Source organism: Candidatus Poriferisodalis sp., from assembly GCF_965237655.1.
Classification (GTDB): Bacteria; Actinomycetota; Acidimicrobiia; order Acidimicrobiales; family Poriferisodalaceae; genus Poriferisodalis.
In genome coordinates, this window is sequence record NZ_CBDEGB010000002.1 from 994,061 (window position 1) to 1,006,835 (window position 12,775).

Below are 12,775 nucleotides of genomic sequence, written 5' to 3' on the forward strand. Positions count from 1 at the left end.
CCACACCTGGGGCAAGCGCAACCCCGGCCCGTCCGAGCACGAGCCGGCCCGCCCGAGCACCAGCCACCGCCCGCAGCCCATAACCACACCTGGGGCAAGCGCAACCCCGGCCCGTCCGAGCACGAGCCACCGCCCGAGAGGTATTCAAGAAGCGTTACCGGGCAACCGCAGGCTGAGTCAGTCTTGAGCCCAGCCGTGACCCGGCCGACGTTGCGCTGGGTCCATGTCTCGCCGTGACGCGATCCTTCATCGCCACCGTGAGGAAATCCGAGTGGCGGCGAACCGGAACAACGCGTCTTCGATCGCGTTGGTTGGCTCGGTCGCGCGCGGCACCGACGGCCCGGACAGCGACTGCGACTTCGTGTGCGAGTTCGCCTCAGGAACGACGCTCTTGGACATCGCCGGGCTGGAGCTCGACCTCATCGACCTGCTCGGATGCGAGGTCGACGTCTGTTCAGTTCGCACTCTCGAGGCCCCCTATGACTTGATGCTGGGGGACGCGATCACGCTATAAGCCGCAGCGACTCCGAGCGCATCGGCGACATCCTCTCCGCAGCCGAGATCGCAAGCAAAGTCGCAGCCGAAGGCAGGCAGGCTTTCCTCAGCAACTGGAAGAACATCCCTACCGCTGAACGCGCTCTGCACATCATCGGCGAAGCCGCCACCAAGCTCTCGGACGAGACCACCGCCCGGTACCCCGATGTGCCGTGGAGACAGATCCGGAGGCTTCGCACGCTCATCACACACGAGTACCACAAGGTCGACCACGAGGCGCTCTGGGAGACCTTGGAGAAGAGTGTGCCGACACTGGTCAGAACGATTCGGGAAGGCCCCCAAGCGTCGCCGCCATCGGGATAGGCGCACACGTCGCTGCGAGGGCCAGCGGGACTGTTGATCAATCCGGCGACCTCTGTTGCCCCGGGCCATGCCTTGCTGTCACACCCGCCCTCTACCGTGCAGGCCATGACCAGTGCACCCCGCAGCAGCGCGATGGCCCCATCGGCGGGCTTGCCACGGCTGGCGGCGTTCGACATCGACGGAACGCTCATCGGCCGCAGCGGCGTGCCGACCAGCCGGACGATCGATGCGCTGGACGCACTGGCCGCCGCAGGGGTCATGACCGTGATCGCGACCGGCCGTCCCTGGCCCCAGGTCGAGCCGCTGGCGCGGCGCGCTCGCGGGGTGTCGTATGCCGTCTGCCTCAATGGTGCGGTGGTGATGGACGCCCGGGCGGCAGAGCAGGTGGCCGATCGTTCTATGACCCATTCCGAGGCCATCGAGGCGGCGGAGATCGCTCGCAAGCTCTTGCCGGAGGTGCGATTGGGGCTGGACATGGCCGATGGTCGGCATCTGTGGGAGCACAACTTCGTGCCAGACATGCCGGCTGGGCTTGCGGCCGATCTGCGGATCGACCGAGTGGACGACGCCATTGCCGCCGTCGACGGACCCGTGCTGACGTGGTTGGTCGAAACGCCGGGCACCGAGATGATGACCGCCGTTGGCGAGCTGGCACCGGAGATGCCGCTGGGCACCGAGATCCGACCGTCGGGCCTCGACCTCGCCGAGATTGCCGCCGCCGGAGTGAACAAGTCGACCGGGCTGGAGATTGTGTGCCAGCGCTACGGCATCAAACCGGCCGACGTAGTGGCATTCGGCGACGGGTTGAACGACATTGACATGCTGCGCTGGGCGGGTCGCTCGGTCGCAATGACCAATGCTCCGCCCGAGGTGCGTGCTGTGGCCGACCTTGTCGCACCGAGCAATGAATCCGAGGGCGTCGCGGTTGTCGTGGAGGCGATGCTGACCGGCGGGGGCTGGCCTCCTGACATCGGGGCTGACACGGTCGGAAGTGCGTCGGCAGCGATGCCGCAACGCGGGGGTTTCGATGGCTGAGGGGGACGGCAATACGCCAACGGATGGACTGGCTGCGCAAGACGATTCAGGCAGCGACCGGTCTCGCCGCGCGCCGGTGTGGGAGCGGGCTCGTCGGGCCATGGCCGACCACAACGCCAAGGCCCCCAGGGGGCCGATGGGCATTCCCGAGGCCGCTGAGGCTGATGCGCCAAACGACGATCAGTCCGACGCGGCTGAGGGGGCAACTGCTGAGCTGGTGCTGGAGCGCATCCATCACTACCGCGACACCATCCGCAGCTACCAGGTCGTCATCGAGGGCCAGCGAGTCGGACAGATCCGCGACAACAAGACCGAGAGCTACCTCTTGCGGCCCGGCAGTTACACGCTGAAGCTGCAGCTGCTGTGGATCTTCAGCCCCAGAGTCGTCGTGGAACTGCCTGCGGGAAGGCAGACGCGGATGATCTGCGGTCCCAACGGCGGGATCATGCAGGCCTGGCGGCTGTTCTTCGCTCCTACTACCGCCATCTTCCTGAGATTCGTTGAGGAAGTGTGAGACACGGCCTCGATCATGCTGCGCGGACACCCGACCAGTCCTGCGCGGCCGTTTATTCGGCGAACCATGAGCAACAAAAATAACAATAACTAACAAAGCCAACAAGCGCTATCAGCAGCAGCTAGTGTGAGTCGTCGCTGACCCTGGAGAAGCCGAGTCGACAGATGCGACCGCTCAACCCCTTCGCCCCCACGTTCGGTGCCGCTCCGCCTGTGCTGGCGGGACGAGACGGCATCTTGCGTGACGTGTTGGACGCCTTGACGACGGGGCCGACGCACCCGAGCTACACATCTCTGCTGCTGGGGCGGCGCGGATCCGGCAAGACCGTGGCCTTGGAGGCTCTCCGATCCTCGGCACAGGAGAACGGCTGGCTGACGATCTCCGAAGCGGCGGTGACCCGCGGACTTCTGAACCGGCTGGCTCACAGCACCGCAGAGCACCTGAACAAGATCCTGGATGAGTTGACCGTCGAGACGACCCGTGACCTCGCTGCAGCGGGCATCGGAGTCGGCCCCGACTACAACCCCGAGGCCGACTTGTCGAGGCGGCTGACCAACGTGCTGCGCGCGCTGGCAAGCCATCTCGCAGCAACCGGTGCCGGCCTCGTTGTCACGGTGGACGAGCTGCACGCTGGTGAGGTCGGCGAGCTCAGGATGCTCGGAGTCACGGTGCAGGACGTCACACGGGTGGAACAGCTGCCGCTGGCCTTCGTCGGCGCGGGGTTGCCGACGCTCGAGGACACGCTGCTGGCCGACTCGAGTATCACGTTCCTGCAGCGATGTGCTCGCTATGACATTGGCTTCCTTGAGCCTCCCGCAGCAGCTGCGGCGCTGGCAGAGCCGATCCGCCAGCGCGGTGGCCAGATGTCGTCGGGAGCAGTCGATCACGCCGTGAACACCTCGCAGGGGTACCCGTTCTTGATCCAGCTCGTCGGCTTCCACGCCTGGGAGGCGGCTGAGGATCCGACATCAGAGGTAACGCTCGAAGACGTCACGTCAGGCGCCGCAACTGCACTCAGGCAGGTCGGACAGCTCGTCGTGGCCCCGATGTGGAAGGACTTGCCCGACGGCGCCAGAAGGTTCCTGGTTGCCATGGCCGTCGACGATGCTGTCTCACGCATGGCCGCCATCGCCAAGCGACTCGGGGCAAGCAGCGGGTACGCGAGCGTGTACCGGCAACGGCTCATCAAGGCCGGCATGGTCACTCCAGAAGGCCACGGCAGGCTCGACTTCGTGCTTGCCGCTGCACGGCAGTGGATCAGAGGACTTGACGAGTTTCCCCTCGTTTGCGAGTCATTGAGGCTCGCGGACGGGGACCCAATCGGATTCGCGAGACCCACGCCGGCAACGAGTCCGGATCGCTAGACGTCTCTCGGGGGACGAGTTCGAAGAGGGCGGCGATCCGAACAAGGGCCGACGGTAGTGTTCGGCGCCATGGGCGAGCGGCAGGCAACGGTTGGCGCAACCTCGGATGGCGATCTCAGGGCCGAGCTCGACGCATGGCTTGCGGACAACTGGGATCCCGACATCAGCGTGCGGGAGTGGTGGCAGTGGCTCGCGTCCGCCGGACTGTCGAACCCCACCCTCGGTGAGCCCTACGGCCGAGGCTGGGGCCGCAGCGAGACACGTGTGCTGGTCGAAGCCATTCGCTCTGCAGGTGCCATCGGCTCACCGGCAGGGCTGGGCATGCTGCTCGCCGCCCCGACGATTCTTGAGCACGGGACGCCTGACCAAATTGAGCGATTTGTGCCGAACATCCTCAATGGGACCGACTCGTGGTGCCAGCTGTTCTCCGAGCCTGGAGCCGGCAGCGACCTCGCCGGACTCCAAACCAAGGCGGTTCGCGACGGCGATGAGTGGATCGTCAGCGGCCAGAAAGTGTGGACCTCCGAAGGCGAGCACGCGGACCTGGGCATGCTCGTTGCTCGTACCGATCCTGAGTCGCCCAAACACCGCGGGCTCACGTGGTTCGCCTTCGACATGGCCACCGAAGGCGTCGAAGTCCGGCCCTTGCGCGAGATGACCGGCCGGTCGTTGTTCAACGAGGTGTTCATCGATGGGGCACGGGTGCCCCACGCCAACATCATCGGCGAGCTCAACGACGGCTGGCGCGTCACCAACACCACGCTGGCCGTCGAGCGAGCAGGTATCGGTGGCAGCCATGGCCTTGCGTATGCAGCCGCACACCCTGGATCGATTGCAGGACACTTGGACGAACCGGCGGGAGCCTTCCGCGGCAAGCGTCTGCCGCTCGCCGCAGGCGGTGTGGGTCCCGGAACACTGGGGCAGCTCACCTCCGAGGCACGCCAGCGTGGCCGTGCCGCGGACCCAGTCGTCCGACAGGAGCTCGCGGCTCTGCACACCGATCTCGAGGTGATGCGGCTATCGGCAATGCGCGGGCGACAGCGATCTCAGCGCACCGGCGGCGAGGGCAACCTGGCGAAGCTGCGCATGACGGCCGCCCTGCGCCGGGCCCGGTCGCTCGCCAGCACCATCCTCGGCGCAGATATGACGTTGTGGGGGGCCGACGCGGCTACCGACGGCGTGCTGCAGGAGATGACGGTCTTCTCACCGGCGCCGTCGATCTACGGCGGCACCGACGAGATCCAGCGAAACATCTTGGGCGAACGGGTGCTGGGACTCCCCAGGGAACCCGGTCCCGATCCATCCATACCCTTCCGGGAACTTCCCCAGAACGCCACTTCTTGGTAGCAATTCGCCCCCGGGCTACCGACGTTGGGGCGCGGGGGCCCAGCATGCGGCGCAGAATGTGAAGCGGTGAGCATTCCTGAGCCGCCACGGGGACTGGAGATCCTGCCCGAAGGCGGAGCCGATTTCGCCGGTGTGCAGGAATCTGTGATCGAGCGGCAACCGTCCTCAACGCCTCCGCGTTTGGTCACGTTGGTGGCGCTGGTCGCGGCATTGGCCGTCGCTGCGTTGATTGTGGCCTGGGTGCGCGGCGGTGGCGGCGAGCCCGATGCCGTCGAAGCTGGTGCGACCACCACGTCCGAGCCCCCGGCGACCACCACGACGGCGGCCCCCTCGCGACCGCCACGCACAACGCTTCCCCCACCGACGGCGCTCGACACGACCGTGGGCGATCTGCCGCCCGCGCGGCCCGCAGCAGAGATGATTGCCACGCTGGCCGGCGATCCCACGGGCAACATTCGCGGCTTCCTGTATCAACTCGACCTGCTGACCGGAGCGGCGAGATACGTGCCGTTGCCTGGGCTTCCGCACACGCTGGTTGATCTCGACGGAGCGATCGTTGTGGGCATCGGACGCAACGTGATGCGAGTAGATCCCCAGACCGGAGACACTGTCGTCATCGCTGAAGACGTGACCCAAGTGCTGCCCGCCTACAGCCCACCGGGGATCGTCGCCGTGGTGCGCGGCACCGAGCATCTCTTCGCCCGAGTGATCGGCCCCGACGGCGTCTTCCGCTCTGCGGTGCAAATGCCCAACGAGGCGATCGTGCACGGCGCTCTCGGCGACCACGTCGTTGTGTCCATGGCAGGCCGTGTCATGGCACTCGACGGACGAAACTCGGCGCTCCGGCTGGGCGCCGGTCGGGTTCTCGCTGTCGGCGACGGTCATGTCGTGCGACTGCAGTGCGAGGCGTACGGCTGTCAGATCACCGACACCGCCTTCAGTGCCAGTGTGGGTGCAGATCGTCGCGACGAATGGTGCACCGACATCTGTGAGGAGGCATCAGGCCGCTTCGGCGAGCGCGACGACCAGGACGAGATGGCCTCCGACTGCAAGACGTTCTGCGAGGGTTACCCGATTGTCACCGGGGCGATCGACGAGCGCAGAGTGGAATTGCCGGCAGAGCTGCTCGCGGCGCGGCCGGACCGTTGGAGCGAGCAGGGATTGATGTCGCCTGACGGCAACCGCATCGCGTTACGGCTCCGGCACGGCACCGGCATGCCGGCAGGTGTGGTGGTCGTCGATCTCGACGAGAAATGGGGCCGCCATTCCCCCGAGATCGGCGTCGACCTCGGGTCCATGGCTTGGGCACCCGACAGCCGGTTCCTGCTGTACACGTTCGACGATGACGTCATGGTGTGGGATGTCGAAGCTGGGCCGGGGGAGCTCCCGTCGGGCCGTGCGCACATCGGCGAGCCGCTGGGGTACCTCATCCTGCGTGAGCCTCAACTGCCGAGCTGATCTGCCGTCACGATCACGAACAGGCCGGCGGCCTCGATGAGCGGGAGAGCGTCCGGCGGAGCGTTGCCTGCGCGCACAGCCAATTCGACGTGTGATTTTCGGCCGTCGCGCCGGATCTCGCGGGCGTCATAGATCACTGGCTCATCGATCGGGACGCCACCTCGGTAGTCGATTTCGAGACGCGCCGTGTACGCGGCGATCCCCAAGCAGATCATCAGGTAGCCGAGCACATCGTCGACCACAGCGCACACCGCCCCGCCATGCACCCGACCCGGGGCACTCTCGAACGCGGCGCCAAAGCTCACGGTTGCGCGTACGCCCTCGCCGTGGCGACGCATGTCGACCTCCATGGCGGTGGGATTGGCCGGGCCGCTAAATGCGCGGTCGCCAAACGCCATGACCTCGGAGCCATCGGACGGTCTCAGGTCGACGTAGCGGCGGGCGAAGTAGTCCTGCGGGCGGGGGACAGGTTCCGAGGCAGCCTCGAGCCTCTCGGCGGTCACGTCGGCCCATGCGGTGATCTCGGCCAACGTCTCGGGGTCGGTGCGGTGCCGCACAAAGGCATGTGCCAGCCGTCGCAGCGCACCCGCCGCGGCGCTGCGTTCGGCGAACTGCGGATCGGGATAGATCAGATGCAGGTCGTCGCCTGAGTCGCTGCTGGTGTCGCTGTGCGGCAACGTGGGTCCCAAGAGGCCGTCAGCTGCCGAGCCGTCCGGGCTCGCCGTAGGGATAGTCGACCAACTCGCTAGACGGGTGTTCGAGATCAAACGTCCAGTACTGGCGGATCTCCGCGATCAGCCGCTCGCCCGAGTCCTTGCTCAGGTCGAAGTCGTAGTGCTCGCTGCCGCGCACCGCAAACGGCACGTCGTTGTCCCGCCGGCCAGCGGGCCCGGCAATCGTTCCGGTCATCCTCCATTCGATCGCTGCGGTGTCACCGTCGGTCACGAGCCGCTCGCAGTTCCACGATGCGCCTCGCCACTTCGAGGCAATGCGTGCCCAGAACCGCCCGATCGTGGCGGCTCCCTGAACCGGTGCGTGATTCGTGTCATAGACCACGGCGTCATCGGTGAAGTGCCCCGCCACGGCCTCAGCATCGCCAGCGGTGCAGGCTTCGAAGTAGCCGGTGATCCGCGCCTCGATCTCGCTGGCAGCGGCGCCCATCGTTGTGTTGCTGTGCTCGCCCATTTCGTCAGTCTCGCAGGCCCGGGCACGAGCGTTCTCAGCGGGAGTCGGTGGCGAAGGGTCCCGACTCGCCCGGACCGACGTCATTGCCTGCGGGTTGGGATCTAGTTCACGGCCCAGGACAGCCACCGGCCATCTCGCCGCTCCAGCCGCAGCTTGTGCGAGAAGCACTCTGACAGCGACTCCGCGTTGAGCACCTCACCCAACGGGCCGCACGCCAGCGGCACACCGTCTCGCAACAGCAACCCATGGGTGAACGACGGAGGGATCTCGTCGGTGTGGTGGGTTACCAGCACGGTTGCGGGAGTCTGCGGATCGGCGCCAAGCGACTCCAGGCTGGCCACCAGTTGCTCCCGACCCGCCAAGTCCAGCCCGGCGGTCGGCTCGTCGAGCAGCAACAGCTCCGGACGACTCATGAGCGTGCGAGCCAACTGCACCCGCTGCTGCTCGCCCGACGACAGCGTGGCGAACGCGCGCTCGGCCAGCTGGCCTGCATCCACCCGCTTGAGGCACGCCAGCGCTGCTGCCCGGTCGGCATCGGTGTAGGTGTGCCACCAAGTTTCCAGTGCCGCGTAACGGGCCGTCATCACGATGTCGAGAGCGCAGATGTTCGGCCGGAACTGATCCCGCAGCGACGAGCTCGCAAGCCCGATCCGTCGCCGGTGCTCGCGCACGTCGACCGCTCCCCAACGCTCGCCGAGCACTTCCACCGTGCCAGTGGTGGGGAAGCGGTACAGCGATAAGACCTTGATGAGGCTCGTCTTGCCCGACCCGTTCGGCCCGAGCACGATCCACCGCTCGTGCGCAGCGATATCCCAATCGAGCGGCCCCAGCACCGTGTTGCCGTCGTAGACGACCGACACCCCTCGAACCGAGACAGTCGGCACCGGGCCGTCGCACGATGGCACCGGCCGCTCCCCGCCCTCGCTCATGAGTCGTCGCGGCGGCCCTCGCCAGCATGGGACACCCACGTGGCGTACATCTGCGCGTAACGGCCGCCGAGCGCGACCAGCTCGTCGTGGCTGCCCAGCTCGACCACGCCGCCCTCGTCGATGACGGCGATGCGGTCGGCCCGCATGGCCGTAGCCAGCCGATGCGCGATGAGCACTGCCGTGCGGCCCTCGAGCAGCAGGTCCAGCGCACTCTCGATCTCCGCCTCGGTGCTGAGGTCGACGCTGGAGGTGGCCTCGTCGAGCACGATCACCCTGGGTCGCGCCACGAACGCCCGAGCCAGCGCTAGCAGCTGCCGCTCGCCGGCTGACAGCGACACGCCCCGCTCGTGCACCTGGGTGTCGGCTCCGTCGGGAAGGCTGTCGATCAGCCGGCGCAGGCCCACCAGGTCGAGCGCCGCATCGATGTCGGCGTCGAGCTGTCCACCGCTGGTGCCGTCGGCGCGGTGGCGCAGTCCGAACGCCACGTTGTCTCGAATGGTGCCGTGAAACAGGAATGGCTCCTGGGGCACCACACCGAGTTGGTTCCGCAGCGACGAAAGCGTCAGGTCGCGCAGGTCCCAGCCGTCAATCGTGACCCGCCCCTGCGTCGGGTCGTAGAAGCGGATGATGAGCTTCGCAATGGTGCTCTTGCCGGCACCAGTCGGCCCCACCAGCGCAAACGTCTCGCCGGGCCGGATGTCGAGGCTGACGTCGCTCAGCACAGCGGGAATGTCTTCGTCGAGGTCGGTCGCCGCTCCATCTAAGGGGGCGGTGCCGTTGCGGTTCGGGTCGAGATCGACGCCGAGAACCGTGACGGCCAAGGGGTCAAAGCCCGTGTGCAGGCGCCCGGCGCGCTCGGTCGCCGAGCCATTTGTCTCGTGCACCGCATCGTCGTACGAGAACGAGACGCCCTCAAGTCGGATGTGACCTTCGATCGGCGGCAACTCGGCGGCATCGGCGCGTTGGGGAACTGACGGTTGCCGGGCAAGGATCTGGCCGATCTTCTTGAGGCCCGACTGACCTTGCTGGTAGAGGCTGTAAAGCTGCACGAGCTGCTGAATGGGGGCGAAGAACCTCGTCACGAACAGCAAGAACGCCACCAGCACGCCGGCCGCGAGCTCCCCACGCAACACCATCAGGCCGCCGACGGCGAGCACCAGGCCTTGTGCAGCGATGCCGATCGCCTCGGTTGAGGGACCGTAGATCGCCTGTGCCTTGGACATCGCCAGGTTGGCGTCGCGGTAGCGGGTGGTGACATGCCTGTGCCGTGTCACGTTCAGCCTGCGACGGTTCAGCGCCGCAATAACTCTGATGCCGGCGAGGTTCTCGGACAGGTCCGCGAGCACGTCCGCTATACGGTCTCTGACCTCGCCATAACCGGCGTCGCTGCGGGCACGGAACCACAAGGTGAGCGCCGCGAGCGGTGGGACGATGCCCACCAGCAGCACCACCGCGAGCAGCGGGCTGTAGGTGAACAGCACCGTGGCCACCACGGCGACGGTCAGGGCTTGGATAATCAGGTTGACGAGGCCCTCGTTGATCAGCATCGCCACGTATTCCATGTCCGACGTCATGCGGCTCAGCAGCACGCCGGACTTGGCGTTCGTGTACCAGTCCAGAGAGAGGCGCTGGTAGTGGCTGAACAGGCGCAGGCGGAAGTCGTACATCATCTGCTCGGCAATGCGACCGTTGTGGCGCTGGCGGACGCGACTGAGCACGATGGAGATGGCCACGACAGCGAGATAGACGAGCACGACACGGTTCAGCGTCGATCGGTTTCCGGCAGCGATGCCGTTGTCGATGCCCTGCTGGACGAGCACGGGGCCCGCCTGCATAGCGGCTGTTTCCGCACACAGCAGCACCGCTCCGGCGAGCACCGCCCAGCGGTGTGGCACCAGCATGTCCCGGAGCCCGAACTTGCGTTCGGCCCCATCGGGAGATCGGTCGGCAACCTGGTCGAAATCGACCTGCGGCGCAGGGTGCTCGGGCTCGAGCGCCAAGAGCTTGTTCGCCCCTTCCTGTAGCTCGCTTGGCACTCCGGCGAACGGCAGTCCCGCTGCGGCGCTGGACTGAGTGGAAGTCGGACCCATGTGCCCATGGCCGCCGACCATCACCATGACGTGCCGTCCTGAGTCTGTCTGCCGTCATCAGCACTCTCGTCGCTCGCCCCTGCAGCCAACACCTCGCTGTAGCGAGGTTCGGTTGCCATCAGCTCGGCGTGGGTGCCGTCGGCCACGATCCGGCCGCCGTCCATCAGCACCACTCGCTCCGCCAGGCTGATTGTCGACAGACGGTGGGCGATGACGATGGTGGTGCGGCCGGCCAGCAGCTCGAGCAGAGCCTCGTGGATCCTCGTCTCGTGTGCCACGTCAATTGAGCTGGTGGCGTCGTCGAGGATCAGCACCGCAGGGTCGGCCACGAATGCGCGGGCGATGGCGATTCGCTGCCGCTGACCGCCCGAAAGGTCATAGCCGCGCTCACCGACGACGGTGTCGTAGCCCTCGTCGAGTTCACAGATGAACTTGTGCGCCTGGGCAGCCACCGCGGCGGCCACGACGTCGGCCCGGTCGGCGTCTGGCCGTCCATATGCGATGTTGTCGTGGATGCTTGCCGAGAACAGGAACGGCTCGTCGGGCACGAATCCGACAGCGCGACGGAGGCTGTCGGCGGTGACGTCTGCGATGTCATGCCCATCGACGGAGATGACGCCGCTCTGGCGGTCGTAAAAGCGCAGAAGCAACCGGGCCAGCGTGGTCTTGCCGCAACCGGTGCGGCCCACCACTGCGATGCGCTCGCCAGCGCCGATATGCAGGCTCATGCCGTCGAGGACCAGCGGCGCGGTTTGATCCGGCGCAGCCACTCCGCCCACCGTCTCGGTGCCGTAGGCGAAACGCACGTCACGGAACTCGACCTCAACGCCTGCAGCACTGCCGTCGGTTGTGTCCGGTCGTGGCAGGTCGATGGCGCCGGGGCGATCTGCGGACAGCAGGGGTTCGTCGAGCACCTCGAAGATGCGTTCGGCTGAGGCCTTCGCACGCTGGCCAAAGATGAACAGCATCCCGATGAATCGGAACGGGGCCTGCAGCAAGAGGATGTAGAGGCAGAAGGTGGTGATGTCGCCGACGGTGAGCGTGCCGCTGATCACTTGGTGACCGCCCACGAACAGAACGAGCGCCAGTGCGAGATTCGGCAGGTTCTCGATCGCAGGCGTGTACCGAGCTCGGGAATTGTGCTGGAGCATGTTGGCCCACCGGAGCCGCTGGGCCGCCTGAGCCATCGCTTCGACTTGGCGGGATTCTGCGGCGAACGCCTTCACGACCCGGACGCCGCTCACGCTCTCGTCGGTCACCGTCGCGACTTCTGCGTTGCGGGATTGGATGATCCACGACAGCGGGAACATGATCTTTCGCAGGCGCTGTCCGAGCACGTAGACCGCGGGCATGGCCAGCATGGTGATGGCGGTCAGCGGCAAGCTGATCCACGCCATCAGCGCGATCGCCACGACGAAGCTCAGCAGCTGGACGAACATGATCGGAGCGAACGCCAGGAACATCTGCACCGAGCGGATGTCAGAATTCGAGCGGGAGATGATCTCGCCGGTCTGCACCCGGTCGTAGAAGGCAAACGAGAGCCGGCTCAGATGCTCGAAGAGCAGCGCGCGCAGATCGTTCTCGACGCGGTGGCCCATGGAGTACAGGCCATTGCGGTAGATGAAGGTGAAGACGCCGCGTGCCACGCCGAGAGCGACGAGCGCGACGATGAAGGGCCACAGTGCGCCCGACTGACCATCGCTCGCGCTCGGCACTGCAGCCTCGACGGCGTATCCGACGACCCGTGGCGCGACGACTTGCGTGATCATCGCGGGGATCGCGGCTAGCACCGCGATGGCGAAGCGCACCCGGTGTCGTGCCAGCAGCGGTCCCAGTCGCCGAATCCAACCCAGCGAGCGGTCGGCACGGATTGCGTCAGAGGGTTCGGCGTCGAACGACGCGGGGTCGAACGGCGCCCCCTCGGACGCACCGGAGCCGGCAGTGCGGAGTTGCGGCGCTGGTTCCGCGGGCGCAGATGTCTCAGCTACCCGCATC

12 protein-coding genes are annotated in these 12,775 nt (G+C 66.6%); 7 read left to right on the top strand and 5 right to left on the bottom strand.

Annotated elements, in window-relative coordinates; genetic code table 11:
- Window positions 1-223 precede the first annotated feature (223 nt).
- From ACPXYO_RS12685 to ACPXYO_RS12715, 7 genes are all read left to right on the top strand, one after another.
- Entirely contained in the window at window positions 224-514 is a 291-nt protein-coding gene (locus ACPXYO_RS12685; RefSeq protein ID WP_423921016.1) for a nucleotidyltransferase family protein, read from the top strand.
- A 47-nt stretch (window positions 515-561) separates the two neighbouring features.
- Window positions 562-858 carry a DUF86 domain-containing protein gene (locus ACPXYO_RS12690; RefSeq protein WP_423923846.1) on the top strand — a complete coding sequence of 99 codons (297 nt, stop codon included), beginning with the start codon at window positions 562-564 and terminating at the stop codon, window positions 856-858.
- Between the two features lie 105 nt (window positions 859-963).
- Window positions 964-1,893, top strand: a complete 930-nt coding sequence (locus ACPXYO_RS12695) for an HAD family hydrolase (protein ID WP_423921018.1) — start codon at window positions 964-966, stop codon at window positions 1,891-1,893.
- Entirely contained in the window at window positions 1,886-2,407 is a 522-nt protein-coding gene (locus ACPXYO_RS12700; RefSeq protein ID WP_423921021.1) for a hypothetical protein, read from the top strand. The genes ACPXYO_RS12695 and ACPXYO_RS12700 overlap by 8 nt, the downstream gene beginning before the upstream one ends.
- A gap of 164 nt (window positions 2,408-2,571) precedes the next feature.
- On the top strand, window positions 2,572-3,771 hold the full coding sequence (locus tag ACPXYO_RS12705; protein WP_423921023.1) for an ATP-binding protein: 1,200 nt from the start codon (window positions 2,572-2,574) through the stop codon (window positions 3,769-3,771).
- Between the two features lie 69 nt (window positions 3,772-3,840).
- Window positions 3,841-5,118 (top strand): acyl-CoA dehydrogenase family protein, encoded by a 1,278-nt coding sequence (locus ACPXYO_RS12710; RefSeq protein ID WP_423921026.1) that lies wholly within the window; start codon window positions 3,841-3,843, stop codon window positions 5,116-5,118.
- Between the two features lie 66 nt (window positions 5,119-5,184).
- Complete coding sequence (locus ACPXYO_RS12715; RefSeq protein WP_423921029.1) at window positions 5,185-6,576, top strand: hypothetical protein; 1,392 nt, start codon at window positions 5,185-5,187, stop codon at window positions 6,574-6,576.
- Here ACPXYO_RS12715 and ACPXYO_RS12720 read toward each other — a convergent pair.
- The 5 genes from ACPXYO_RS12720 to ACPXYO_RS12740 form a co-directional block, all read right to left on the bottom strand.
- Window positions 6,561-7,265 carry a PaaI family thioesterase gene (locus tag ACPXYO_RS12720; protein ID WP_423921032.1) on the bottom strand — a complete coding sequence of 235 codons (705 nt, stop codon included), beginning with the start codon at window positions 7,263-7,265 and terminating at the stop codon, window positions 6,561-6,563. The genes ACPXYO_RS12715 and ACPXYO_RS12720 overlap by 16 nt on opposite strands.
- Before the next feature lie 7 nt (window positions 7,266-7,272).
- The gene (locus tag ACPXYO_RS12725; RefSeq protein WP_423921035.1) at window positions 7,273-7,761 is read right to left on the bottom strand and encodes a nuclear transport factor 2 family protein; all 489 of its coding nucleotides are present in this window, start codon (window positions 7,759-7,761) and stop codon (window positions 7,273-7,275) included.
- A 101-nt stretch (window positions 7,762-7,862) separates the two neighbouring features.
- On the bottom strand, window positions 7,863-8,690 hold the full coding sequence (locus tag ACPXYO_RS12730) for an ABC transporter ATP-binding protein (protein WP_423921038.1): 828 nt from the start codon (window positions 8,688-8,690) through the stop codon (window positions 7,863-7,865).
- Window positions 8,687-10,807: an ABC transporter transmembrane domain-containing protein gene (locus ACPXYO_RS12735; protein ID WP_423921041.1), complete on the bottom strand. Its 2,121-nt coding sequence runs from the start codon at window positions 10,805-10,807 to the stop codon at window positions 8,687-8,689. The genes ACPXYO_RS12730 and ACPXYO_RS12735 overlap by 4 nt, the downstream gene beginning before the upstream one ends.
- On the bottom strand, window positions 10,801-12,774 hold the full coding sequence (locus ACPXYO_RS12740) for an ABC transporter ATP-binding protein (protein ID WP_423921044.1): 1,974 nt from the start codon (window positions 12,772-12,774) through the stop codon (window positions 10,801-10,803). The genes ACPXYO_RS12735 and ACPXYO_RS12740 overlap by 7 nt, the downstream gene beginning before the upstream one ends.
- Window position 12,775 lies beyond the last annotated feature (1 nt).

Coding starts and splice junctions, on each gene's coding strand:
- ACPXYO_RS12685 (WP_423921016.1), top strand. CDS start 224: ATGTCTCGCCGTGACGCGATCCTTCATCGCCACCGTGAGGAAATCCGA.
- ACPXYO_RS12705 (WP_423921023.1), top strand. CDS start 2,572: ATGCGACCGCTCAACCCCTTCGCCCCCACGTTCGGTGCCGCTCCGCCT.
- ACPXYO_RS12700 (WP_423921021.1), top strand. CDS start 1,886: ATGGCTGAGGGGGACGGCAATACGCCAACGGATGGACTGGCTGCGCAA.
- ACPXYO_RS12710 (WP_423921026.1), top strand. CDS start 3,841: ATGGGCGAGCGGCAGGCAACGGTTGGCGCAACCTCGGATGGCGATCTC.
- ACPXYO_RS12735 (WP_423921041.1), bottom strand. CDS start 10,807: ATGGTGATGGTCGGCGGCCATGGGCACATGGGTCCGACTTCCACTCAG.
- ACPXYO_RS12725 (WP_423921035.1), bottom strand. CDS start 7,761: ATGGGCGAGCACAGCAACACAACGATGGGCGCCGCTGCCAGCGAGATC.
- ACPXYO_RS12740 (WP_423921044.1), bottom strand. CDS start 12,774: ATGCGGGTAGCTGAGACATCTGCGCCCGCGGAACCAGCGCCGCAACTC.
- ACPXYO_RS12730 (WP_423921038.1), bottom strand. CDS start 8,690: ATGAGCGAGGGCGGGGAGCGGCCGGTGCCATCGTGCGACGGCCCGGTG.
- ACPXYO_RS12695 (WP_423921018.1), top strand. CDS start 964: ATGACCAGTGCACCCCGCAGCAGCGCGATGGCCCCATCGGCGGGCTTG.